We start from the raw sequence: 25,778 nt of genomic DNA on the forward strand, positions 1-25,778 counted from the left end.
ATATTCCCCCAGTCTTTTCTTTAAGCCTTTTTCACACTTCATATATGGCAATTTTGTTTCTTCCTTTACTTTTGCCACCTGCATATAAAGCTCTATCTGCATGGCTTATAAGTTTTTCTGCAGAATCAGCCTTTTCCGGATAATCTGCTACTCCACCCGTTATGGTTACATATATATCTCCTTTATCTGTCCTAATTGGCCTTGATGATACTTCATTTCTTATCCTCTCTGCAATCATATAGGCTTGTTCTGCAGTAAGTTTCGGCAAAATCACTGCAAATTCTTCTCCACCAAATCGCGCTACAATATCATCACTTCTCACATTGTTTTTTATCCGTTTTGCCACTTCCTTAAGTACTTCATCTCCAACTAAATGGCCATAAGTATCATTTATCAGTTTAAAATTATCCAAATCAAACATTATAAGGCTCACAGGCTCACTAGTCTCATCTGCCCTCATAATATTTTCCATTAATGCATCATTAAAATATCTTCTATTATAAGTCTTTGTTAAAGGATCAGTAATAGATTTTTTGGTGACTTCATAATATCGTTTAGCATTGGTTATCGCAACAGAAGCTTGATCTACGATTATCTCTATGATTTTAACAGAATCCTCATCAAACACATTTGTCTCTACATGCAACACCATAAGACATCCAATGACAGATCCCGAAAACCTTAAAGGAGCTACTACTACACTGCCATAGTTATTTAAAAATTGTTCTTTTAAAAATCTTTTATCCTGCTTTAAATCCTTAATTGCTATTGTTTTGTTAGAAGATATGCACTTTCCTATTATTCCCTCATCTTTGAAGTAATTTTCTTTAAAGCCTTCCTCTCCCTCTCTATTACCTATCGATTTTACTAAAGCAGCTACCCCATTAGAATCTGTCAAATATATTGCTGCTGCAGATACTGAAACAACTTGAGAAATAACTTCTATAATAGTATCTAATATTTGCTCCAACTCTAACTTCGAATTTATCATTTTAACCATCTCATATATGGCGTTAAGCCTTTTATTTGCCTTAATCAAATCTCTAATCATCCTAAAAGCATATGCTATGAATATAAGTGGAGTTAAAGATAACACAAAAAACAGAAGGCTATGTTTAAAATAAATATATGCAAGAAGTAATGAAACAGGAATCATAACTATATAAGTACCCAACTCTAATAATACACTCTCATTCCAATACTCTTTAAACAAAATCTTCCCCTGTACTTTTAAAGCATAGTACAGTATAAAATTATTCAAAAGGAAACTTATTATGACGTAACTTAAAATATATTTAACTTGCGAAAAAGAAACTATGCCAATTTTTCCACCTATGAATTCATAAAACCATCCTGCCACTAAATACGCAATAGAAAACATTCCTCCATTTAAAAGCCCATTTTTTATCTTTTTTCTTACTACAATAGTATCAAACATAACAGAGGATACCATGAGAGTAGCCGCTCCAACCGTCCCAAAAATCAAAAAAGTAGTTATTCCTATTGTAGGGCTTAAAGATAATTTTATATCTGTATACATTATGCCAAGATTATCCAAAATTATTGCGAAAGCTAATAAAATCAAAAAGACTCTCCAATCAATTCCAATACCACAGCGGTAAAGTGCCCACACAAATAATATACTTCCTATTGTAATTAAGGTTATATTAAAAACCAGTTCCCTGTACTTCCCCATACTAATCCCCTCGTTTTTCCGAATCATATTAGTATTCTACATTTATTTCAAAAATCCTTCTTGGGCTGATAAGGTTTATAAAATTGATCACATTTATTTATCAGAGCCAATTGTACCACAAATCCCCATCATAATATGTCGAATCTTGTACTTCCCTTTAAATATTTATAAAAAACCTTCTGTAGCAATTGCTACAGAAGGTTTTTTATAAATATCAACCGCATTTAGAATAGCCACAGTTTTTACACACCACACATCCGCCTTCATGCTCTATTGGGCTGCCACACTCAGGGCAAAACTTTTCTTCGTCTAATAAGTCAGCTTCACTCAATGCAACTTCTTCTTTAGGGTCATCTTCATCGCCATTATGATTATTTTCATATATAGGTACATCGATAGGTGCAAATTGCTGCTCCTCTTCCACCCGGATTTTCATCACTTTCTCAATAACCTTGCCAATAGCATCAGGGCAAGATAACACTTTTATTTCTTTGTTTGTAGCCATTTGCCTTAAAGTAGAATGACATCTTATACCTTTTAATTGCTCTACAATTGTCTTAGCATCAATGCCTGAGCGCAATGCTATAGATATAAGCCTACTTGTAGCTTCTGACTGTGAAGGGCATCCACCTGCTCTTCCAAGATTTGTAAATACCTCACATATGCCTTGGTCATCATAATTAACTGTTATATAAAGATTTCCACAACCTATTCTCACTTTTTCAGTTATTCCTCTTGTCACAGGAGGTCTTGGCCTTGGTCTTAAAGGTTCATTTTTAGTTTGCTCTTCTTTAGGTTTTGTTTCTTCTTTTTTCTCTTTTATGCCCAAATTCAATACTTGCGATTCACGACTTCCATCTCTGTATATAGTAACCCCTTTGCAACCAAGTTCATAGGCAAGAAGATAAGTTCTTCTAACATCCTCTACTGTAGCTTCATTTCTAAAGTTCACCGTTTTAGAAACTGCATTGTCAACATGTTTTTGAAAAGCTGCTTGCATTTTAACATGCCACTCAGGGTCAATATCATGAGCTATCACAAAGACTCTTTTAACATCTTCTGGTATACCCTTTATGTCTTTTAGACTTCCCCTTCGAGCAATTTCTCGCATCAGTTCTTCTGAATAAAATCCTCTTTCAATGGCAACCTCTTTAAATACAGGGTTTACTTCCACCAGTTCTGTATTATCCATAACATTTCGCGTCATAGCTATTGCAAACACCGGTTCTATGCCACTAGAAGTACCTGCAATGATAGATATGGTGCCAGTCGGGGCAATAGTAGTAGTTGTAGCGTTTCGAATTTTTATACCCATTTTTTTGTAAATACTCTTATCATAGAAACCAAAGGTACCTCTTTGTTCTGCTAATTTAATCGATGCTTCTTTGGAAGTTTCATCAATAAACCCCATCAATTCTTCGCCTAACTCTACAGCCTCTTCAGAATCATAGGGAATGCCTAATCTCAAAAGCATGTTAGCAAATCCCATTACGCCAAGACCTATTTTTCTTGTCCCTTTTGTCATCTCCTCAATTTGTGGAAGAGGATATTTATTGGCATCTATTACATTATCCAAAAAATGTACTGCATCATAGACCGTTTCTCTAAGTTTGTCATAATCTATTGCGTATCTACCTTCTACCTTTTTTAACATATTTTCAAGATTAATTGAACCTAAGTTACAAGATTCATATGGTAAAAGTGGCTGTTCACCACAGGGATTGGTAGACTCAATCTCTCCAACTTCAGGGGTAGGATTTTTCTCATTTATTCTGTCTAAAAATACAATACCCGGTTCCCCATTTCTCCAAGCCATTTCTACAATCAGGTCAAAGACTTCTCTTGCTCTTAATCTATTTACAACCTTACCCGTATGAGGATCTATTAGATCGTATTCCCTATCTTCCTCAACAGCCTTCATAAATTCTTCTGTAATAGCCACGCTTATATTAAAATTTGTTATTTCATTGTTATCTTTTTTACACTGTATAAACTCCAATATATCAGGGTGGTCAACACGCAGAATGCCCATATTTGCTCCTCTACGAGTACCACCTTGTTTCACCGCTTCTGTCGCTGCATTAAAAACTTTCATAAAACTAACAGGTCCTGATGCAACGCCTCCAGTGGATCTGACTGTAGCTCCCTTGGGTCGTAAGCGAGAAAAGCTAAATCCCGTACCCCCACCACTTTTGTGAATAATTGCCGCGTACTTTACCGCGTCGAAAATCTCTTCCATAGAATCTCCCACAGGAAGAACAAAACAGGCAGAAAGCTGACCTAATGGCCTACCGGCATTCATTAACGTAGGAGAATTAGGTAAAAAATCCAGAGCTACCATCATATCATAAAATCTCTTCTTTACTGCTTCTACATCAGCATTTTTGTCATAGATTAAATCCACTTCAGCGATAGTCTTTGCAACCCTTTCAAACATTTCCTCAACTGTCTCAATAGGCTTGCCATTTTCATCTTTAGCTAAATACCTTCTCTCCAGAATCTTCCTCGCATTCTCAGTAATTTTCACAGGAAATTCCTCCTCTTATGTAAAACCACAATATTTTGTATGTTACTTATTAAATTATACATTTTATTGTGGATTCTGCAACCTCCAAAACTATCCGATTAACTTTATTATCTCCCTTTACTATTAATTTTCGTTTAAAAGCTTAATAAATTAAACGAATTTAAAAAACCCGGCACAATTACCGGGACAAAATATTAACAATTTCCTCAATTATGTTTTTATCATATTTCCCTTTAAGATAATCTCTTTTCCACTCTCCTTCTCCACTTTTTGCAAGTTCTTTTACTATTTCAGGCCTTTCAATCCAATGACCAATTTCTTTAAAATCTTTATTCATAAATACAAAAGTGGGTATTTTAGCTTTACCATCTATATAATAAGGTTTCATGTGCTCTTCGTTACCTTCTCTTTTTAAAATTCTCAGTTTAAAATTTTTATTATAACTTGCGATTTTTGCAACTATAGGCACATTAACTTGAGAATCAGGACACCAACTCTCAGCAAATGCCAAAATATTTATCTCATCTTTAAATTTTATTTTCTCTATCAAGTCTTCATCTAAGACTGTCTTTTCATATCTCTCTTTTATTCTTTTAGCAATGTTCTCCTCCGATTCTTTTACAAATTCCTCAAAAGTTATTCCTTTTTTAAACAATTCTCTCAAAGTTAATTCACCTCTTTCAATTTACTGCCTTTTAAATAACGATCCTAAAACAGTTTTTGCTCCCGAGACAGTAATCCCTAAGAAGCTACTATTTCTTGTGAGAATTTCATCTAAAGCATCTACAACTTTGTCAATTTGTTCTTTTGTCACAATTAAAGGTGGCTCTAATCTTATTACATTTGGGTTATTCAAAGTGTAAGCCGTTATAATTCTGTGTTTATTTTGAAGCTCTCCAGCAATTAAAGAGCCGAGGTATTCACTTGAAAGCTTTGAAATAGCTCCTCCAGAAATTTTGTCAAGAAGTCCACCTTCTGGTTGATTAAACTCTATTCCTATTAAAAGCCCCTTTCCTCTAACATCTTTTATAAGTTTTGGATGTTTTTCTTTTAATTCTTTCAGTCGACCTAAAAAGTATTCACCTTTTTCTTTTGCAGCATCAGGAAGCTTTTTCTCTATAATAGCTTGTATTGAAGCAATCGCAGCTGCACAAGCATAGGTATTACCGCCAAAAGTAGAAGTATGTAAAAGAGCTTTTTCCATAGTCCCATAAGCTTTTTGCCATATCTCCTCTGTGGTTATATAGGCACCGATAGGCATAACTCCTCCACCTAAAGACTTCGCAAGGCACATTATGTCTGGAACTACTCCTTCGTGCTCACATGCAAACATTTTTCCTGTTCTTCCAAACCCAGTTTGCACCTCATCTAAAATCAAATAAGCATCATACTTAGTACAGAGCTCTCTTACCTTTTTCAAATATCCCTCAGGAGGAACGATAACTCCGCCTTCCCCTTGGATAGGCTCTACTATAAAAGCAGCAACATCTCTACCTTTCAAAGCTTCCTCCAAAGCTTTTTCATCTCCAAATGGAATAGGAACTGTCTCCGGCACAAGTGGTTTAAAATACTTTTGATATTTTTCTCGTCCCGTCACTGAAAGGGCACCCATGGATTTGCCGTGAAAAGAGTTTTGGCAGTAAACTATTTTTTGTTTCCCTGAAGCAATTTTAGCAAGTTTTAAAGCTCCTTCTACTGCTTCAGCTCCGCTGTTACAGAAAAAGCTCCTTTTAAGATTCCCTGGTGTCACTTTTGCAAGATTATGAGCAAGAACTCCTGGCAAATTTCCAATAGCCGCTTGCAATATATTAGGCATATATTTTACTTTTTCTACAGCTTCAATGACTTCATCAGGGTTATGCCCCAAATTTAAAGCACCATATCCTCCTAAAAAATCATAATACTCATTTCCTTCATTGTCCCATACTGAAACTCCCTTAGCTCTTACAAAAAGTTTATCAAACTGAAGCATTGAAAGCATAGAGACAAACACTGAATTTATGTATTCTTTGTAATTTTCTCTGACTTGATTTTTGTTCAAAGTAAGTGCCTCTTCTAAAGTGATATATTCTGGAATGTCGTCTTTCACTTTCCCCTTTGTTCCTTCATACATTTTTCATCTCTCCTTTATCTTTAATGTCTGTGGTGGTGATGATGGTGATTATGGTCATGTCCACAATGGTTGCAACTATTTTCAGCATATTTAATACTATCCAACTCTCTTTTAACCCTTTCCCGTATTTCCTTAACATATTCTTGCCTTAACCTCTTCTGCTCTTCCTTCTCTTCTTCAGTCAGTCCTTCTGTTTGTGATTTGTGATAAAGGAAATTTATTCTATCTATCATCTCTTTTGTTATCATTGCTTCACCTCGTCGAATAAATTTTGACAAATATATTATATTCCTTTTTCCCAAAAAACAAAAGAATTTTTATAAAGTAATGGATATGACCATCACTTTTATGATATTATAACAATATAGTAGCAAATATTTAAGGAGGTTTTTGTAATGCCTTTAATTTGGATACTTTCCCTAATATTGTTGTTTCCTTTTTTGATATTTACATTTTTTGTGCAGGCAACAACTTTTTCTTTTGCAAAATTGGGATTATCTCCCCAAATGGCAGTTTTTGTTTTTAGTTTATCTTTAATAGGAAGTGTGATCAACATTCCTATATCTCGAAAAAAAATTATTGTCCATGAAGAAGAGCGGTATTTTTCCCCATTCCTTTTTTACTATCCCCCACGAGTGCAAGAGCAAGTAATTGCAGTAAACGTAGGGGGAGCTGTAGTTCCCGTCATTCTCAGTTTGTACCTTTTGCCGAGGGCACCACTACTCCCAACTATAATAGCTACTATAATAGTTACAATTGTAGCAAAAGCACTAGCTAAACCTGTACAAGGAGTAGGCATTACCCTCCCTGCCTTTATACCGCCTCTTGTGGCAGCTGCCTCTGCAATTTTATTATCTCCCCACAATGCAGCACCTGTTGCATATATCTCGGGAGTTTTAGGCACATTAATTGGAGCAGACCTTTTAAATTTGCCTCACTTTAAAGATTTAACCTCTCATGCCATAAGTATAGGAGGCGCAGGTATATTTGATGGAATCTTTTTAGTAGGTGTAGTAGCCGCTTTATTAGCTTAAAAAACGCCCTACTGTGAAAGTAGGGTGTTTTTATTTTACTTTAAATACTTATTAAACCACTCTGTTATCTCTTTAAGCCTTCTTATTCTGTGTTTAGGCTTGCCACTTCTTGAAAGTTCATGATTTTCACCGTGGAAAAGCACCAGTTTTGATTCCACGCCAAAATATTTAAGAGCGCTAAACATTTGCAGGGCTTCTGCCATCCAACATCTATAGTCTTCATCTGAATGCAAAAACAAAGTAGGAGTTTTTACTCTATCAGCGTATTTTAAAGGCGAATGTTCCCAATACTTTTCAAAATTATCCCAAGGTGTTCCTCCTATTTGGTCAGGGACAAAATAATAACCTATATCTGTAGTCCCAAATTCTGTTGTCCAATTAGATATACTTCTTTGAGAAACGGCTGCTTTGAATCTATCTGTATGACTTATAATCCAATTTGTCATAAATCCTCCATAAGAGCCCCCTGTCACTCCTACTCTTGAAGGGTCAATGTCTTTGTAATTTTCCAATACATAATCTGTGAATTTCATTATATCCTCATAATCTATTGTACCGTATTTACCTCTTATATCAGCAAACTCATTGCCCCTTCCATCGCTTCCTTTTGGATTGCAGAAAAATACAAAGTATCCTTCTGCCGCCCAGTACTGCATTTCGTGAAAATAAATTTCGCCATATACAGTTTTTGGTCCTCCATGGATATCCAATATAGCAGGATATTTTTTGCCTTCTTCATAGTCTATAGGTCTCATAATCCATCCATCTATAACATGACCAGCTCTTGTCTCTACTTCCACTCTCTCAGGTTTGGAAAGCTTCCTCTCTTTTTGAACCCATTCATTAAAATCTGTTAATTGCTTTTCCTCTCCATTTTTATACTCATAAAGCTCTAAAAGCTTTAAACCTCTAAAACCGATAAAGAGAATATTTTCCCCTTTTACATCAAACATGTCAACAGACCCATCTAATGCTATCACTTTTTCTATTTTCCCATTTACATCTATCCTGTTAAGGTATGCATTATACCTTTCTGTAGATATAAAGTACAGATAATCTCCTTCTACTTTAAAACTATAGCCAGAACCATATCTAGAATCAGATCCAACAGAATTGCCTAAACTCATATCCAAATCAGGAGTTATGCACTTTTTCTCACCTGAATCAACATCTAAAAGGTAAAACTTGCTATTTTCATTGATTCCATATTTCTTCATGTCAGTACCTGTGCAAATTATTTTGTCTCCTAAAAAGTCAGCATATCTATAGGAAAAATCTTCGTCTCTATTAATTTTCTTTACTTCATTAGATGCAACATCATAAATATACACATTGCTTACAAGGTTCATTTTATCTTTATAAGTCCGCCCTATGAATACCGCTTTACTTTTATCACTGTTTAACTTAAACAAAGATACATCTGTGTATTCGTCAGTAATAGGTTGTAACTTATTTTCATTAGCACGATATAAATACAACCTCTCTCTATTCTTATTTATAAAACCTGCTCCATTTACCCAATAGGGAATTTCATCTAAAACTTTGTAATCTTTTTCTTCTTTCCTTTTCTTTAGCTCTTTTTGTTTTTCTTCCTCACTTAACCCTTCCAACTCTTTTTCATTTACGTTATATATTGCTGTCAGTAAAAAAGTGTTTTCATCAATTGGTTCAATATTCATAACCTTCTTAGGAATTACAAAAGCCTCTAATGCCTCTCCTCCATGGATGTTTATTTTATAATACCTAGTAAATTCCTCTCCACTCTCTGCCTTTTCTTTATCTTTAGGATTCCTGCTACCTGAAAAAAGTATGTTCTCATTATCTAGCCACACAAAACCCCTTTCCTCATTAAAAGAAGTTAATTGAAAGTATTTCCTACTTTTTATATCTAAGAGCCATATGTTAGAAAGATATTTGTTTTCTTCTACATCCATTCTATGTACTACAAAAGCTGCATAATTGCCATTTGGAGAGTATTTCAAACCAGACAAAAATTTAAACCTTGTAAAGTCCTCAAGCTGTAATTTTTCCATTAAAATCGCCCCCATTAAAAATGTTTACAACTTCATTATAACATATATTTGCTAAAAATCTAAAAATAAAAAATTACATCAAGAGACGCTAAAAAAGGCAGGGTCATAACACAACTTCCACCCTGTCTTTTAAAAACACGTAGTTTTCTCCAACATCACAGGTATAGGCATAGGCTTCTACTCCTTTACCTACAGCCTCTCTTAGAAACTTCCCAAACTCCGGGTCTTGCTCGTCATTAGGGGTAAAATATTTTATATCATCCATTTGAATTAAAAAAATTACTGCTGCCCTCATACCTTCTTTTTTTACTTTTATAAGCTCTTTTAAATGTTTCCTTCCTCTTTCTGTGGGAGCATCAGGAAATTTTGCAACACCTTCTACTTCCAGAGTTACTCCTTTGACTTCTACATAGCATATCTCTTTTCCTTTTGTAAGTTTTATATCAAATTTACTGTTCCCAAAAGTTTTTTCTTTTTCTACAATGTCATAGCCTTTAAATTCCTCAATAAGCCCCATCTTTATGCTCTCTAAAACTACTTTATTAGGCACTTGTGAATCGATAGATATAAGTCTTTTCCCCTTATAAGCAAAAGCCAACTCGAAGGGTGTTTTTCTGCCTTGCCTATCTCTTACTTCAAGGATAACCTCTGCTCCCGGGACAAATATCTCTTTACACCTTCCCGTATTAGGCACATGTACTAAAGTCTTTTCTCCGCTATTTAACTCTACATAAGCTTCAAATCTATTGATTCTCTTTATGAATTTCCCGTAAACAATTGGATTTGTAATCACCATTTTAAAAACCTCATACAAAATCTTTTTCAGTAATTTCTGCAAAACTTGTAGGGGTTTCCCACAATCTCAATTTATAAAGATGATAGTTATCTCCTTTAAACACAGGCTCCAATTCTTTCCATATCCACAAAAGAATATTTTCGCAAGTAGTGTTAAATTCTAAAACTTCATTTAAATACTTATGGTCAAGCTTTTTTACAACTTTCTCATTTACTATTTCTTTAAGCTTCACAAAATCTATTACCATTCCTTCTCCGTCAGGCTTCCCCTCAACTGTGACTTCCAGCTTATATGTATGACCATGAAGCTCTTCACACTTCCCATTGTAATTTATAAGATTGTGGGCACTGTCAAAAGTAAATATTTTTGTCACTTTCATTTTTTACACCCCATTGTACCAATTCTCTTTATACAGCTTAACTCCTTCTTTATCAGGCAACTCCGCTATTAAATCTTTAATATACACATCTCCTTTTTTTATAAAAGGGTTTATACCCGAAAGAGGAATCAACACAAAAGCTCTCTCCCACATTCTCGGATGAGGAATAGTCAACACTTCATCCTTTAATTCAATATCATCGTACAACAGTATGTCAATATCAATAGTCCTTGGACCCCATCTTATGAGTCTTTGTCTTTTTAATTTTTTCAATTTCATTTACAACTTTTAATAAGTCATAAGGCCCAATGTTTGTCTCCACTTCAACTGCAATATTTAAAAACATATCCTGGTTTAAATATCCTACAGGTTTTGTTTCATAAATAGGAGAAAGCTTCTTTAAAATTATGCCTTCCCAGTGTTCTAACTCAAAAACGGCTCTTTTTAAATTTTCTTCCCTATCTCCTAAATTAGAACCTAAAGATAAATACACTTCACTCATCTTCTCACCATCGCATCAGTCATCTTAGCAACTCTTAACATCTGCTTTACATCGTGAACGCGTACAATATCAACCCCTTTTACAATCCCAACAGCAACTGTTGCAGCAGTCCCTTCCAATCTATCCTCTACTTCAAGGTTTAAAACTTTTCCAATCATGGATTTCCTAGAAGTACCTAAAAGCACAGGAAGTCCTAAAACTTTTAATTCTTCTAATCGATTCATGACCTCAAGATTATGATCTAAAGTTTTTCCAAAACCTATCCCTGGATCTACTACCATTTGACTTTTATCAATTCCTGCTTTTTCTCCTATCTCTATGCTTTTTTGTAAAAATTTTATTATATCCTGAACAACATCTTCATATTCTGCTACATTGCTGTTATGCATCATTATTACACCTGCATTGTATTTTGCAACTACTTCCGCCATTTTGGGGTCCCTTTGAAGTCCCCATACATCATTTACTATGTGAGCACCTGCTTCTAAAGCTCGAAGTGCCACATTTGATTTCATAGTATCCACAGATATAATGACATTTGAAATTTTTGAAAGCTTTTCAATGACAGGTATAACTCTTCTCATTTCTTCTTCTTCTTCCACTGGAGTATGTCCCGGCCTTGTAGACTCTCCACCTACATCTATTATGTCAGCTCCTTCTTCTATCATTTGAAGAGCTCTTTCTATGCCTTTTTCTAAAGTATTATATTTTCCCCCATCTGAAAAAGAATCAGGAGTCATATTTAAAATTCCCATTATGTAAGTTCTTTTTCCAATCTCCAAGCTTTTATCCCTGCACCTAAATAGCATAATCTACCTCCCTTATCTTTTAGAGTTTATCAAAGACATTACCTCTGCCCTTGATTTTTCATCTGTTCTAAATATTCCTCTCAAAGCAGAAGTAACAGTCTTAGCCCCCGGTTTTTTGATACCTCTCATTGTCATACACAAATGTTCTGCCTCAATGACAACGGCAACACCTAAGGGATTCACTGCTTCCATTATGGTATCTGCAATTTCACTTGTCAACCTCTCTTGAAGCTGTGGTCTTTTTGCTAAAATGTCTACTATACGGGCTAATTTTGAAAGGCCTAAAATTTTACCCTTTCTAGGCAAATAGGCCACATGGGCAACTCCTATAAAAGGCAAGAGATGATGTTCGCACATAGAATAAAGCGGAATATCTTTTACAAGTATTATTTCTTGATGTTCATCCTCCTGAAAAATCTTTATAACATCTTTTACATCCGTATGAAGACCCGCAAAAATTTCCTCATACATCCTTGCAACTCTATCAGGAGTCTCAAGGAGCCCCTCCCTATCCGGATCTTCACCTATGGCTTCAAGTATGTCTCTTACCGCTTTTTTAATCTTTTCTTTATCTATCATATGTGATACCCCTTTATTTAAAAAGTCGACAACTTTATTATATTATTTTTATCTCTAAAAAGCCAGTCCTTACAAAAAAGTTAAAAAGCAGTCTTTCGACTGCTTTTCTAATCATTTCTAGGTTTCATTGTCGGGAATAATATCACATCTCTTATAGAATAAGCATCTGTCATAAACATCACAAGTCTGTCTACCCCTATGCCCAATCCTCCAGTCGGTGGCATACCAACCTCAAGAGCATTTATAAAATCTTCATCCATCATATGGGCTTCTTCGTCACCGGCTTCTCTTTGTTTTAATTGTTCTAAAAACCTTTCTTTTTGGTCTATAGGGTCATTTAATTCTGAAAAGGCATTAGCCACTTCTCTTCCGTAAATAAAGGCTTCAAATCTAGAAGTAAATGCTGGATTATCGTGTTTTCTCTTAGCTAAAGGAGAAATCTCTACAGGATAATCCATAACAAAAGTTGGCTGTATCAAATGTTGTTCTACCAGCTCATCAAAAACAAGTGCTATTACTTCTCCCTTTTTCATTCCTTCTTTTGTCTCAAGGTTTAATCTCTTCGCTATCGCTACTGCTTCTGCATCTGTCTTAACTTCATTAAAGTCTACACCTACATATTCTTTTATTGCATCCACCATAGTAATTCTCTTCCAAGGAGGTGTCAAATCTATTTCTGTTCCTTGATAAACTATTTTCGTAGTACCGTTAACCTTTTGGGCCACATAGGCAAATAATTGTTCTGTAAGTTCCATCATACCGTAATAATCCGTATAGGCTTCGTAAAGTTCCAACAAAGTAAATTCCGGATTGTGCCTTATATCCATTCCTTCATTTCTAAAAACTCTGCCCATTTCATATACTTTTTCCAGGCCACCGACAATAAGTCTTTTTAAGTGAAGCTCTAAAGCAATTCGCAAGTACATATCAATGTCTAAAGCATTGTGATGAGTAATAAAAGGTCGTGCTGCAGCCCCACCCGCAATAGTATGAAGAATAGGAGTCTCCACTTCTAAAAATCCTCTATTGTCAAGAAATTCTCTTATCGCCTTTATTATTTTCGTCCTCTTTAAAAATACCTCTTTTACTTCGGGATTTATTATTAAATCCGTATATCTCTGTCTATAACGCAAATCAGGGTCTTTTAAACCGTGCCATTTCTCTGGAAGTATTTGAAGAGATTTAGACAAAAGCTTAAAGTCTGTTACGCGAATAGTTATTTCACCAGTTTTAGATTTAAATACCTCGCCTGTAACCCCTATTATATCTCCAATGTCGAGGATTTTAAAAATTTCATAATTCTTCTCTCCTACTGTATCATACTTAACGTAAATCTGTATCCTGCCATCTCTATCTTGAATATCTGCAAAAGAAGCTTTGCCATGGGCTCTTTTGGACATAATTCGTCCTGCAAGAGTCACTACTTTGCCTTCAAAATTATCGTAATCGTTTTTAATATCAGAGGATACATTAGTCCTTTCAAACCTGTCAATACCGTAAGGTTCTACTCCCATGCTTCTTAAAATATTTAATTTTTCTCTTCTTATTCGCAAAAGTTCATTGAGTTCTTCAGTGTTGTTCCAAATGTTATCATTTGAATTAGACATATTATACCTCCATCACCCTTTATTTGCGTATTTCTAATATTTTTAACTTTATAATTCCAGCAGGAACTTCAACAGAGACAACATCTCCTACTTTTTTCCCTAAAAGCGCTTTCCCTATTGGAGATTCGTCAGATATCTTGTTATTCATTGGGTCAGCTTCTGCTGAACCTACAATTGTATACTCTACTTCTTCATTATAGGATTCGTCATACACTTTTACAGTACAGCCAATGCTAACCTGGTCAAGTTTTATGTCTTCTTCGTCAATCACTTTTGCATTTTTAAGCATGGCTTCTAAGGTAGCTATTCTTCCTTCTATAAATGCTTGCTCGTTTTTTGCTTCGTCGTATTCTGAGTTTTCACTTAAATCTCCAAATGCTCTCGCTTGTTTTATCTTTTCTGCTACTTCAGCTCTTTTGACCGTCTTTAAATATTCTAATTCTTCTTCTAATTTTTTGAGTCCTTCATAAGTTAAAATTACAGGCTTGCTCATAGACGATTCTCCTTTTTATAAAAATTGAAAATTGTATTTTATTCATATGTAGCAATAATGAAATTTATGTTAATATTAATACACAAGCACTGCTTCAGCAGTGCTTGTGTAATTTTCCATGTGGATTATTATAAATCAGTTAACAAATAAAGTCAAGTCTAAATTATGCAAATTTCCACTCTTGTAATCTCTTTTTAGCGTTTTTTCTCACAGATTCTATCTTTTCCATTGTAACTTCTCGCTCGAAACTTCTAAATCCCGCCAATTTAAACCCATGCTTTTTAGCAAGTTTTGATATCTCATCCACTTGTTCTACAGTCAAATCTCGCCCTAAAGAATAATTCTCAATTCGTCCTTCCATAGCAAGAATCATTGTCTCTGCCATACAGGCATAACTTGTTTTAGGTGGAAAACCAAAGTTAAAGTGGAAGTCTACATCGCCAGGCACCTCTACTACTCCACCTTCTATGACTAAAACATCATCTCTTTTATCCGCAACTTCCTTTGACACATCTCTCGGTCTTGCTACATCGCATACAACAGCCCCTGGTTTTAGATATTCGGGTTTTATCACCGTATCTACTGCACTTGTAACAGTGATTATTATATCCGCGTCTTCTAAGGCTTCTTTTACATCTGAAGTGATATGGGCAGACATACCCGTTTTTGTTAAAAGATAGTCTCTAAAGTTTTGCAATTTTTCTTTATTTCGTGCTACAAGTGTCATGTATTTAGCATCTCGGGACAAAATTTCTGCACAGACTTTGCCTATTGAGCCTGTCGCTCCTATCACAACGACATGAGAATCTCTTACATCTTTACCCATCATCTCTGCGGCTTTTACTGCTCCTTCTATTGATGTAGCGACTGTATAACTGTTGCCAGTAGTTACAGCGATGTTTGAATTTTTAGCAATTGTTATCCCTGCATCTCCTACAACAGAGGTCATAGCCCCCAAGCCGACAACTTCTGCACCTAAATTTTCTGCAATTTTTACCGCTTTTATTATTTTATTTAAAACATAGTCCTCAGGCAATTTTAACATTTGTTCAGAGGTCAAAGGAACCGCCACAAACCAACCTTCTGTCTCAGCATATTCGCTTTTAACCCCTGTTATTTCGGAAACTTTCATAGGAGGAAGAAGTCTTGTAAAACCTTCCACAACTCTTTTGGGAAACTTCTCCATTATTTTAAACTTGCGGCTTACATCTTCGTACTCTATAGGATGTATTATAAAACCAAATTTATGCATATTTATTACCTCCCTATTTTTGTAAATATTCTATTCTAGGTTCAAAACCTATTTTATCCAAAAGTTCATCGTAATCTTGTGGCGTCATTTCTTCTTGTTTTTTACCTGCTATTGCCACAAGAACTCCTTCCATCACATTTGTTCCAAAAGACCTGCCATTTATGTTGGGGGTAGTAGTAATTAATATTTTCACCCCCTCTCTTTTATCATTTCCACATCTTCCTGTGTAACTGTGTTAGTCACAATTATCTTCCCATCAAGCCTTTCAGGCATGTATTTTTTGATAAAAAGAAAATCCCCTGCAATTATGTCTGCTTCTTTATAAAATCTTTCATATTTTTTACTATCTATTTTCAATTGCTTGTCTCCTGTGGGATAAATCATTTCAAAGGGAAGACGTACCACAATCGGCACAATGATAAAAGAAAGAAAATACACAACCTTTAAGGAATGCAAGGGTATAGGGATATTCAAAGCAAACATCAAATCCCCTATAATAAGTCGTGCACCCTCTTCATAAAAAGCTTGTGCCATGCCAAACCTGTCCATAACACTTGTCATAAGCACTTTTTTCCCTTTTAAATCAACTATACCTTTTTTCTGTATGTATTTTATTACTTTTCTTTCAAGTGTATTTTTAAGCCCCGAGCCGTCCACAATTGGCGTAATCTTTGCTGCATTTTTTAACGGCAATGCATCTTTTATGATATATCTTTTATTGCCTGCTGAAAGGTATAAATCTATTCCTCCCATTCCAAAAGCGTCAACTTTTCCATCCAACTCTTTAATAAGTTCTATGGCTTTTTTCAAGTCCCCATCAGTTCCTATTCTTTCTATTATAAATTTTTCTCCTAAAATCTCTACCTCTGCTGTTTTATTTCTTGTGGAAGAACCTATGCTTATACTTACAACCCTCTTCATATTTTCACCCTTTCAACGAATTCAATATCTCTTTTACTACTTCAGGGTCAACATATACATCTTCTGTCAAAGGAGAATGTCCAATATTTATAGTTATGATATCTCTGTCAAATATAGCTTCTACCAATTGGCTCCTTTTGTCTGAACCTAAAAATATTATCACGTCGTGAGATTGAATTTTAGCAATCAAGTCCATTACCATGTTAAAAAGCTCCACACCACTCATGTTTTCAGCCAAACTTAATCTCTCTTTCTCAGACAAAAGAAGTGTAAAATTAACTCCCAACTCTCTTAAAAGCTCTTCCAATTCCTCTTTATTTTTTATAGGAAAACCTACTACAGCAATATTTCCTCCTTTTCTAACCTCACCTAAACTTTCTAGTCTCGAGACAAAACTTCTGTCAACTTTAAAGCGAGAGGCAACCTCTTGCTGTGAAAGACCATTTTGTCTCATTTCAATTATTTTATCTATTATGCCGTGTAATTTCTCTAAATTTATAGTCTTATCACCAATTTTAATAAATTTCATTTGCACAACCTCCAGTGTGCACATTTTGTGCTCACATTAATTACAATTTTAATACTTTTTTAAAAAAATTTCAATACTAAAAAGAAAAATAATCCAGAAACTTTTCTGGACTATTGGCCCCAAAACTTCTCAATAGGTTTTAATAAATGATTAATTATTCTATTAGTGGAAGTAATTTGAACATTTAAAAGGTAAAGAAGATTAAATACATATCCTGCAATTAAAAAGACAAAAAACACAACAACCTCCTTGACCTTTTTTTCTCTTACAAGTCTTGGCACCTCAATAAAAGAAAAAAGGACAAATAAAAGAGTAAGCATAATCACTTTAAAAATCATTTATCTCACCTCGGATGTATAGGCTTAGAAGACAGTCCTGACCTTTTTATAACTGATTTTACTGCTACGTTAAATTTCACATCAGGGTAAATTTTATCCCAATCTTTTTCAACTTCTTTCCATAATGCAGGATTTCTTTTGTGTAAAATGTCTACAAACCCTACTACATCAGCATTGTACTTCTTTTGAAGTATAAAAAGGGCATGTTCTATGGCAGTTTTTATTTTTTTGCTTACCATGGTTTGCAATTTCTCCAGGTTTTCTGGCTCAGTTAACTCATATTTTGTTTCTTGCTCATTTAAATAAGCTTCTACATTTACTTTTATGTCGAAAGAAATATCACCATCTTTTATTTTAGGAGAAATTTGTGTACGCGCTTTAGTAACTACAAGAGAGATATGGGCCTTTTCTCCTTTTAGACCTTTATCTAAAGTCAAGGTACTTCTTTTTAATTTATTCATAAGTGTAGCAACTGCTTTTGTATCTTGTTCTTCTAAAAAGCCAATTAATTTGTCATTGTCAAACACTGCAGAGCCAGACAGTCTAATCCCTGTGGCTTTTCCATCTTTTTTTACAATCACGAGTCTTCCTGTAATAGGCGCTTTTTTAGGAATTTCCAATGTTTCAATAAATTCATTTAAATCAGAAACATAAGAAGAAGCCGTATTTGCCTGATTTGATATAAGCCCCATAACTTCTTTATAAGGATATCTTTCCAGTTCATTAGAGCTGGGAAGATTAAAAAGTTCTTGTATGCTTCCCCCTGTTACAACTAATATATAGGCAGTCCTCCTAAACTCAGGATTTCTCGTCATAAAGTCTAAAGTTTGATATATCCCTGAGCGCGCAAATTTTTCATCTAAAAATATTATTTCGTTATATTGCATAAAAAGGCTCCTTGGCAACTCATCATTTAAATTAGCAAAAGCTTTCGCAAAATCTACACCACTGGCTTGGAAGACAGCATAAGGTTTGCCAGCTGCACTTCCTCCTCCAGTCCCACCGGTACCGCCTCCACCTGCTGTAAGAAGGCCCGGTTTTAAAATTTCTACAATGAGATGTATCATGTCGTCTTTTCCTCTTTCAATACCTAATCCCTGGACAAATGCTAATTGATTTATTTCTCTCTTGTCCCAGCAACCCGTCAGTAAAATGGCAATTGTCAAAATTAATATTATAAATCTTTTCATATTATCCTCTTGTATCCTCCTGCCTTACAATATTTTTTCTCTGTATAGTTCGAGGTCTTAATATCTTTGCCCACCATGGTATCCTTATAAGCACATCAGACAACTCTTGAGTCTTACTTGGTGCCATAGGTGCAAGATATGGCACTCCAAAAGATTCTAGTGATGCCATATGAGCTAGTATCATCATAACCACCATTATTATCCCAAAAAACCCTAAAGTCCCAGCCGCAATCATTATGATAAATCTTAAAAGCCTAAAAGTTATGGCTATATTAAAAGCCGGAATTGCAAAGGAAGCTATTCCCGTCAATGCCACCACAATAACCATTGCAGGCGATACAAGTCCTGCTTGCACAGCTGCTTGTCCTATTACAAGACCTCCAACAATGCTCACAGCCTGACCTACTTGCATAGGAAGCCTAATTCCTGCTTCTCTAAGTATTTCAAAAGTGACTTCCATGAATAAAGCCTCTAAAAGAGCAGGAAAAGGTACTCCCTCCCGCTGTGCAGCTACAGAAATAGCCAGTTGCGTAGGTATCATTTCTTGATGAAAAGTAGTCTCTGCAATGTATATTGAAGGAAATAACAAAGCCGTCAGCATAGCTATAATCCTCAAAACTCTAAGAGCTGAAGATAAAAAATATCTCTCATAATAATCTTCCCCTGCTTGAAAAAATTGTACAAAAATTGCAGGAACTGTAAGCACAAAAGGTGAACCATCTACCAATATTGCTACTTTCCCTTCTAAAATTTCTGCACTTACTCTATCCGGCTTTTCAGAATGAGCTATTTGGGGAAAAGGAGAAAAAGGATTATCTTCTATAAATTCTTCTAAATAGCCACTGTCAATTACTCCATCAATTTGAACTTTTTTTAATCTTTTTTTCACTTCTTGAACTACTTTATCCTCTGCAATACTCTTTATATAAGCAATAGAAACATCAGTTTTAGAATATTTACCTATTTTCATATTTTCAATTACAAAATCAGGGTGTTTTATTCTCCTTCTAAGCATAGAAGTATTTATTCTTAAAGTTTCTACAAAAGCCTCTTTAGGACCTCTTACATAGGATTCTGTAGTAGACTCAGCTATATTTCTTCCTTCCCATCCCTTTGTAGAAATGATTAATGCTTTTTCCACTCCATCAATTAAAAGTATTGTCTCTCCAGAAAGTAAGTCGTCTATTATATCTCCAATTTTATCTTTTACATTTACTTCTGAAGTTGTTATAAAATATTCATTTATATAATTAAAGAGTTGGTCATTAGTGTATATGATTTTATTCAACTTTCTTGTCTCTATCATTATTGGCTCTAAAATATTTCGAGTAATTAACAACTTATCTACCATTCCATCTACATATACTAAAAAAGCTTTAACTTTTTTATCTCCTATGCTAATTTGCCTAAAAACCATGTCATTATTCCCTTTTAAAAGCACTTGAAATATATATATATTTTCTTCTAATTCTTTGCTAAGAGTCATGTATTGATAATTTTCTTTTACATACTGTGGATCAGGCAATTTATGGGGCATTTTATACACCTCCAAATATTATTATTTCAAGTTTTTTAGAATATTATGTTAGTGTCGGACAAATAATAAAAAAAAATGGGTTTGGGAGTCGGTTATGTTTAAAAGAATGGAACAATATGAAAAGACTTCAGAAAAGAAAATTTCTACAAAACAAATGATATTTTTATTGGTCACAACTGTGATCTCAACAGCAGACGTTTTTTTGCCTTCTTTTGTGGCATTAGCTGCAAAACAAGACTCTTGGATTTCAGTCTTAATATCTTTTGTAACCTCCAGTATTGTCTTTGTCTTTTATTATAAACTAGCAATGCTCTTTAAAGAGGAAATACTTTTTTCTTATGTGGACAAGATAGTTGGAAAATTTATAGGCAAAATAATAGCTTTCCTTTATTTATTGTTTATTTTACACGGTATTTCTTTAGTAATGAGAGAATTAATAGAGATCATGGTCAATGCTTTTATGCCTCACACCCCCAATAGTTTTCTATGTAGTCTTGATGATATCAGTAATGTACACCGTCTCAAAAGGTTTTTTAGCAATTGTCAAACTAAATGAGTTTTTATTTCCTTTTGGAATGCTCCTATTGGCATTTGTAATCACTTTGGACCTTCCAAAAGTTGATATGACAAATTTTCTCCCAATACTTGAAGACGGCATAAAACCGCCAATAATAGGTTCAATCCTCATTACTTCCTTCATGCTTGAAACGGTAATAATACTTCTTATATTCCCTCATATCTCAGAAAAAGAAAAGGCTTTAAAAGGAGGGATATTAAGCCTTGGAATATTAGCTCTTAGCATGATGTTGGGAGTTTTAGCAATAGGAATATTTGGAGCAAAAACTGCAGCGAATTTCCAATTTACAGCTTTGGAAATGGTGAGAAATATAAGAATTAGCGATTACATACAGCGATTTGATTCATTGGTAATGGCAATGTGGTTAATGGGAATTTATCTTAAAATTGTAATATTTACTTATCTCTTCGCAAAAGGATTGGCTGAAACGATAAAATCCCCAGATTACCGCTTTATTTTGCTGCCACTTGCTACTTTGTTAATCCCACTTTCCGAAAATGTGTCTGAAAGTTTAGATGGATTGTACACTTATTTTCAAAGATGTTTTCCCTTTGAGGTCTTTTGGTTTGAAGTGTTTTTCCCTATACTTCTTTATATAATCGCAAAAATTAGAAAAATAAAATGAGAGGAATTAGTCTACATTCCTCTCATATATTATTCTTAACCCTTCTAAAGTCAGCATATCATTTACTGTATTAATAGTTTTTGACTCCTCTGCAATCATTTTTGCAAAACCGCCTGTTGCTACTACATATGCATCTGGTGCAAATTCTTCTTTCATTCTACTTACTATATAATCCACCATTCCAACATGTCCATATATGATGCCTGATTGCATGCTGGCCACTGTATTTTTGCAAATAACAGTAGGCGGTTTTGTAAGTTCAATTTTAGGAAGTTTAGCAGTTCTTTGAAAAAGTGCATCAGCAGATATTGCCAATCCAGGAGCAATTATTCCACCTAAATACTCACAATTTTTAGAAATTGCACAAAAAGTAGTAGCTGTACCAAAATCTATTACTATCACAGGGCCTCCATATATTTCATAAGCAGCTACAGCATTTACAATCCTATCTGCCCCTACTTCTTTTGGATTATCATATTTTATGTTTATTCCTGTCCTTATCCCAGGACCCACGATTAAAGGCTTGGTATTGCAGTATTTTATAGTCATTGATTCAAGTGTGTGCATAATAGGAGGTACAACAGAAGAAATTATAACTGCATCTACATCTCTAAGCTTTAAACCATTGTATTCAAAAAGCTGATTTATCAACATCCCATATTCGTCAGAAGTTTTATTCTTGTCTGTAGATATTCTAAAAGAATGCAAGAGTTTCTTCCCTTTAAAAATCCCCATTACAATATTTGTATTTCCTACATCAAAAGCTAAAAGCAAATCCATCACCTTCTTATTAAAATTAAGCAGGCATAAGCCTGCTTGTTATTTATTATACACTTTTTTCAAAGACTTTACTATCATTGTTGTCAATATCACAGCTACAATAATCTCAAATATGCCATTTTTTAAAGCTACAAATAATGCAACCTTAAGTGGCATATATTTTAGAAGCACTGCTAAACCCAAAACACCGATGGTATTTGTTAAAGTACCTAATGCTGCTGCAATACCAACATTTTTAGTTAATTTGTAAGTATAATAAGCTACCACTCCTATAAAAATTCTAGGCAATATGGCAATTATAGGGTCAGCAAAAAGAGGTGTATTTTGCCTTATAAAGCTGGTAAGGCCAAAAATCAAGCCTATAAAAGCTCCTACAATAGGGCCTTCTAATACTCCACCTATAATTGCCGGGATATGCATTGTAGTAGCATTAGCAATCCCTAATGGAATGTAGCCCAAAATAGTGGTAGATAAAACAATAGATATTGCAGCCAACATCCCTGCTACAGTGATCTGCCTTAAAGAAATCTTCGTTAACTTGCCTTTTTCCTTTTCTCTAACTGCTTTAATTTGCAACCTACTCACCCCCGTTCCGGTTCCTTTTCAGGATACCGTTCCGAACGCCCAACAATATTAAATTTTTATCGGTTGTCAGGTTCGAAGACGATACCCGCAACTCTATTTTACCAAAAAAAGTCTTACTCATCAATAATTTTTTAATTCATAGTCACTAAAATATCTCCTGTGTTTACGGAAGAGCCTTTAGAAACATGTATGCTTGCTATAACTCCTTCTTCAGGCGCCATTATTTCATTTTCCATCTTCATAGCCTCTAAAATTACTACGACATCTCCCCGCTTTACCCTGTCACCTTCTTTAACTTTTACATCAAGAATTGTGCCTGGCATAGGCGCAGAAATTACTTTAGAGCCTTTAGCTGCCGGAGAAGGAGCTTCAGCTTTTGAAACTGGCTCTAGAGTCGTCTGAGTTTGAGTTACTTTAGGCTGTGAAACAGTTGCCATTTGTGTTATGTTAGAAACTTCATCCTTCTCTTTTATCTCCTCTACTTCAACTTCATATACTTTGCCATTTACTGTCACTTTAAATTTCTTCACAAAAATTCCTCCTTCAGTTACAATCTTGTTCTCATTTGCTCCTGCCGCCCCACTCTAGCCCAGACTGGAGCAGTCTCTGGAAATCTTACTATAGACTTTACATAAAAAGTACTTGTATCAGCTTGTAGATACAAAGCTATTGCCGCTGTAATTGCAGCGATAAGCTCTGTATCTTCTTCTTTTCCCTCATTTACTTCCTTATCAATACTTTTTACTTCTTCTTTTTCCTCATCACTAAAGACTTTTTTAAAAACTCCAAAAAACCTTCCATAAAAGCACCACCTTATAGAGGTATATTGCCATGTTTCTTAGGAAGACGACTCTCTCTTTTGCTAGAGAGCATATCAAAAGCTGATATAAGCCTTGGCCTTGTCTCAGAAGGAATAATTACATCATCTACATAGCCACGAGCTGCAGCCCTGTATGGATTTGCAAAATTATCTCTGTATTCATTTATCTTTTGCTGCCTCACTTCTGCAGGATTTTCTGCCTCATTGATTTCATTTTTAAATACAATGTTTGCTGCTCCTTCTGGACCCATAACCGCAATCTCTGCCGTAGGCCATGCAAATACTATGTCAGCCCCTAAGTCTTTGCTGCACATTGCAAGATAAGCACCACCATAAGCTTTTCTCACAATTAAAGTCACTTTTGGTACAGTAGCCTCAGAATAAGCGTAAAGCATTTTTGCCCCATGTCTTATTATCCCGCCATATTCCTGATTTGTCCCAGGCAAAAATCCAGGTACGTCAACTATGCTTAGTATGGGAATGTTAAAAGCATCACAAAAACGAATAAATCTTGCTGCTTTATCAGAGGCGTTTATGTCAAGCACTCCTGCTAATACTCTTGGTTGATTTGCCACAATTCCTATTGTCTTTCCATTAAGTCTTGCAAAAGCTGTGATGATATTTTCTGCGTACATCTCTTGTGACTCTAAAAATTCTCCATTGTCGACTATTTCTCTTAATAATTCTTTCATGTCATAAGGCTTATTAGGATTGTCTGGAATTATCTCCATAAGTCTTTGAGAAACTCTATTGGGATTATCCCCTGTCTCGTATTGTGGTGGGTCTTCTAAGTTGTTAGAAGGTAAATAACTCAATAAATTCCTCACCATCTTAAGAACTTCTTCATCATTTGGACCCCTAAAATGAGCAACACCGCTTAATCTATTGTGAGTTATTGATCCTCCCAATTCTTCAGGAGTAACTTCTTCTCCAGTTACAGCTTTTATAACTTGTGGACCTGTTATAAACATTTGACTAGTTTTGTCTACCATAAAAATAAAATCTGTCAATGCCGGTGAATAGACGGCCCCTCCCGCACTTGGACCCATTATCACTGAAATTTGAGGTATAACGCCGGAGGCTAAGGTATTTCTGTAAAATATGTTTCCATAACCTGAAAGAGCATCTACTCCCTCTTGTATGCGAGCACCTCCTGAGTCGTTAAGACCTATTATAGGTGCTCCCATCTTCATTGCCATGTCCATCACTTTAGTTATTTTTTTTGCATGATATTCTCCTAATGAACCACCTAATACAGTAAAGTCCTGCGCATATACATATACCAATCTTCCGTCTATCGTACCGTAACCTGTTACAACTCCTTCTCCAGGATATTTTTGCTTTTCCATCCCAAAGTCATAACACCGATGCTCTACAAAAGGGTCTATTTCTACAAAACTGTCCTTGTCAAGAAGCTTATATATTCTCTCTCTTGCAGTCAATTTTCCCTTTTCGTGCTGAACAGCTATTCTCTTAGCTCCTCCACCTTCTAAAACTTTTTCTTTCCTTCTTTTAAGTTCTTCTATCATATCATGGACGCTCATACAATTTCCTCCTTATAGCCTTACTGCAACTTAATAGTAGCAGTTATTATTAGTACCTCCCAAAATAATATACCACATACATTCCAAATACACAATAAATTTAATCCCTCTGGCAAAGCTCTAAAAGAACTCCATTTGTACTTTTAGGATGTACAAAAGCTATTTTAGCACCTCCAGCTCCATATCTCGGTACCTCATCTATAAGTTTAATTCCCTTTTGTTTTAATTCTTCCAAAGTCTTTTCAATATCATCTACTTGAAGGGCAATGTGCTGTATACCCTCTCCCCTTTTTTCTATAAACTTTGCTATAGGGCCATCATCGGAAGTAGACTCCAAAAGCTCTATCTCACTATCTCCTACTGGAATAAAAGCTGTCTTTACCTTTTGCTCTTCTACTACTTCTACCCCTGTTATTTCAAGACCTAATACATCTTTATAAAATTTTGATGCTTCTTCAATACTTTTAACCGCAATACCTATGTGGTCAATTTTTTTATCATTTTAATACCTC

23 protein-coding genes and 3 pseudogenes are annotated in these 25,778 nt (G+C 34.9%); 2 read left to right on the forward strand and 24 right to left on the reverse strand.

What is annotated here, in order from left to right:
* Window positions 1-31: 31 nt before the first annotated feature.
* The 5 genes from OEI98_RS12615 to OEI98_RS12635 form a co-directional block, all read right to left on the reverse strand.
* Entirely contained in the window at window positions 32-1,696 is a 1,665-nt protein-coding gene (locus tag OEI98_RS12615; RefSeq protein ID WP_006569587.1) for a sensor domain-containing diguanylate cyclase, read from the reverse strand.
* A 214-nt stretch (window positions 1,697-1,910) separates the two neighbouring features.
* Window positions 1,911-4,223 carry a vitamin B12-dependent ribonucleotide reductase gene (locus OEI98_RS12620; protein WP_266038214.1) on the reverse strand — a complete coding sequence of 771 codons (2,313 nt, stop codon included), beginning with the start codon at window positions 4,221-4,223 and terminating at the stop codon, window positions 1,911-1,913.
* 178 nt (window positions 4,224-4,401) lie between these two features.
* A complete protein-coding gene (locus tag OEI98_RS12625; protein ID WP_266038217.1) occupies window positions 4,402-4,887 on the reverse strand; it encodes a thioredoxin family protein in 486 nt (161 codons plus the stop codon).
* A 21-nt stretch (window positions 4,888-4,908) separates the two neighbouring features.
* Entirely contained in the window at window positions 4,909-6,336 is a 1,428-nt protein-coding gene (locus OEI98_RS12630; RefSeq protein ID WP_006569589.1) for an aspartate aminotransferase family protein, read from the reverse strand.
* A 20-nt stretch (window positions 6,337-6,356) separates the two neighbouring features.
* Window positions 6,357-6,584, reverse strand: coding sequence for a DUF896 domain-containing protein (locus OEI98_RS12635; RefSeq protein WP_003871309.1), 228 nt, complete (start codon window positions 6,582-6,584; stop codon window positions 6,357-6,359).
* Window positions 6,585-6,731: 147 nt separating this feature from the next.
* Here OEI98_RS12635 and OEI98_RS12640 point away from each other — a divergent pair, with 147 nt between their 5' ends.
* Window positions 6,732-7,370 carry a DUF1614 domain-containing protein gene (locus OEI98_RS12640; protein WP_003871308.1) on the forward strand — a complete coding sequence of 213 codons (639 nt, stop codon included), beginning with the start codon at window positions 6,732-6,734 and terminating at the stop codon, window positions 7,368-7,370.
* A gap of 35 nt (window positions 7,371-7,405) precedes the next feature.
* Here OEI98_RS12640 and OEI98_RS12645 read toward each other — a convergent pair whose 3' ends face one another.
* From OEI98_RS12645 to OEI98_RS12705, 13 genes and pseudogenes are all read right to left on the reverse strand, one after another.
* A complete protein-coding gene (locus tag OEI98_RS12645) occupies window positions 7,406-9,403 on the reverse strand; it encodes an alpha/beta hydrolase family protein (protein WP_266038225.1) in 1,998 nt (665 codons plus the stop codon).
* 103 nt (window positions 9,404-9,506) lie between these two features.
* On the reverse strand, window positions 9,507-10,199 hold the full coding sequence (sfsA, locus tag OEI98_RS12650; protein WP_003867821.1) for a DNA/RNA nuclease SfsA: 693 nt from the start codon (window positions 10,197-10,199) through the stop codon (window positions 9,507-9,509).
* A 10-nt stretch (window positions 10,200-10,209) separates the two neighbouring features.
* The gene (gene queD / locus OEI98_RS12655) at window positions 10,210-10,578 is read right to left on the reverse strand and encodes a 6-carboxytetrahydropterin synthase QueD (RefSeq protein ID WP_266038229.1); all 369 of its coding nucleotides are present in this window, start codon (window positions 10,576-10,578) and stop codon (window positions 10,210-10,212) included.
* A 3-nt stretch (window positions 10,579-10,581) separates the two neighbouring features.
* Window positions 10,582-11,080, reverse strand: a pseudogene (gene folK, locus OEI98_RS12660) (2-amino-4-hydroxy-6-hydroxymethyldihydropteridine diphosphokinase).
* A complete protein-coding gene (folP, locus tag OEI98_RS12665; RefSeq protein ID WP_266038231.1) occupies window positions 11,077-11,889 on the reverse strand; it encodes a dihydropteroate synthase in 813 nt (270 codons plus the stop codon). The pseudogene folK and the gene folP overlap by 4 nt, the downstream one beginning before the upstream one ends.
* A 12-nt stretch (window positions 11,890-11,901) precedes the next feature.
* A complete protein-coding gene (gene folE / locus OEI98_RS12670; RefSeq protein ID WP_003871303.1) occupies window positions 11,902-12,468 on the reverse strand; it encodes a GTP cyclohydrolase I FolE in 567 nt (188 codons plus the stop codon).
* Window positions 12,469-12,575: 107 nt separating this feature from the next.
* Window positions 12,576-14,075 (reverse strand): lysine--tRNA ligase, encoded by a 1,500-nt coding sequence (gene lysS, locus OEI98_RS12675; protein ID WP_266038234.1) that lies wholly within the window; start codon window positions 14,073-14,075, stop codon window positions 12,576-12,578.
* Between the two features lie 19 nt (window positions 14,076-14,094).
* A complete protein-coding gene (gene greA / locus OEI98_RS12680) occupies window positions 14,095-14,568 on the reverse strand; it encodes a transcription elongation factor GreA (RefSeq protein WP_003867815.1) in 474 nt (157 codons plus the stop codon).
* A 163-nt stretch (window positions 14,569-14,731) separates the two neighbouring features.
* Entirely contained in the window at window positions 14,732-15,820 is a 1,089-nt protein-coding gene (locus OEI98_RS12685; protein ID WP_266038237.1) for an NAD(P)H-binding protein, read from the reverse strand.
* Window positions 15,821-15,833: 13 nt separating this feature from the next.
* A pseudogene (locus OEI98_RS12690) lies at window positions 15,834-16,741 on the reverse strand (quinate 5-dehydrogenase).
* A gap of 4 nt (window positions 16,742-16,745) precedes the next feature.
* Window positions 16,746-17,270, reverse strand: a complete 525-nt coding sequence (locus OEI98_RS12695) for a transcriptional regulator (protein ID WP_266038239.1) — start codon at window positions 17,268-17,270, stop codon at window positions 16,746-16,748.
* A gap of 343 nt (window positions 17,271-17,613) precedes the next feature.
* Entirely contained in the window at window positions 17,614-18,798 is a 1,185-nt protein-coding gene (locus OEI98_RS12700; RefSeq protein ID WP_006569595.1) for a Ger(x)C family spore germination protein, read from the reverse strand.
* A 1-nt stretch (window position 18,799) separates the two neighbouring features.
* Window positions 18,800-20,335, reverse strand: coding sequence for a spore germination protein (locus OEI98_RS12705; RefSeq protein ID WP_003870706.1), 1,536 nt, complete (start codon window positions 20,333-20,335; stop codon window positions 18,800-18,802).
* A gap of 94 nt (window positions 20,336-20,429) precedes the next feature.
* On the opposite strand from OEI98_RS12705, the pseudogene OEI98_RS12710 reads away from it, so the two are divergent.
* Window positions 20,430-21,537: pseudogene (locus OEI98_RS12710) on the forward strand (GerAB/ArcD/ProY family transporter).
* Window positions 21,538-21,543: 6 nt separating this feature from the next.
* On the opposite strand, the gene OEI98_RS12715 reads toward OEI98_RS12710, so the two are convergent.
* From OEI98_RS12715 to mce, 6 genes are all read right to left on the reverse strand, one after another.
* A complete protein-coding gene (locus OEI98_RS12715; protein ID WP_003870708.1) occupies window positions 21,544-22,311 on the reverse strand; it encodes a type III pantothenate kinase in 768 nt (255 codons plus the stop codon).
* Window positions 22,312-22,356: 45 nt separating this feature from the next.
* Entirely contained in the window at window positions 22,357-22,893 is a 537-nt protein-coding gene (locus tag OEI98_RS12720) for an ECF transporter S component (RefSeq protein ID WP_003870709.1), read from the reverse strand.
* A gap of 140 nt (window positions 22,894-23,033) precedes the next feature.
* Window positions 23,034-23,432, reverse strand: coding sequence for a DUF2118 domain-containing protein (locus OEI98_RS12725; protein ID WP_003870710.1), 399 nt, complete (start codon window positions 23,430-23,432; stop codon window positions 23,034-23,036).
* A 17-nt stretch (window positions 23,433-23,449) separates the two neighbouring features.
* On the reverse strand, window positions 23,450-23,719 hold the full coding sequence (locus OEI98_RS15165; protein ID WP_323053821.1) for an OadG family transporter subunit: 270 nt from the start codon (window positions 23,717-23,719) through the stop codon (window positions 23,450-23,452).
* Complete coding sequence (locus OEI98_RS12730; protein ID WP_003870712.1) at window positions 23,716-25,266, reverse strand: acyl-CoA carboxylase subunit beta; 1,551 nt, start codon at window positions 25,264-25,266, stop codon at window positions 23,716-23,718. The genes OEI98_RS15165 and OEI98_RS12730 overlap by 4 nt, the downstream gene beginning before the upstream one ends.
* A gap of 100 nt (window positions 25,267-25,366) precedes the next feature.
* Window positions 25,367-25,756: a methylmalonyl-CoA epimerase gene (gene mce, locus OEI98_RS12735; RefSeq protein WP_323053823.1), complete on the reverse strand. Its 390-nt coding sequence runs from the start codon at window positions 25,754-25,756 to the stop codon at window positions 25,367-25,369.
* Window positions 25,757-25,778: the final 22 nt, after the last annotated feature.

Origin of the sequence: Thermoanaerobacter sp. RKWS2 (assembly GCF_026240795.1) — a bacterium.
In the GTDB taxonomy this organism is placed as follows: Bacteria; Bacillota; Thermoanaerobacteria; order Thermoanaerobacterales; family Thermoanaerobacteraceae; genus Thermoanaerobacter; species Thermoanaerobacter ethanolicus.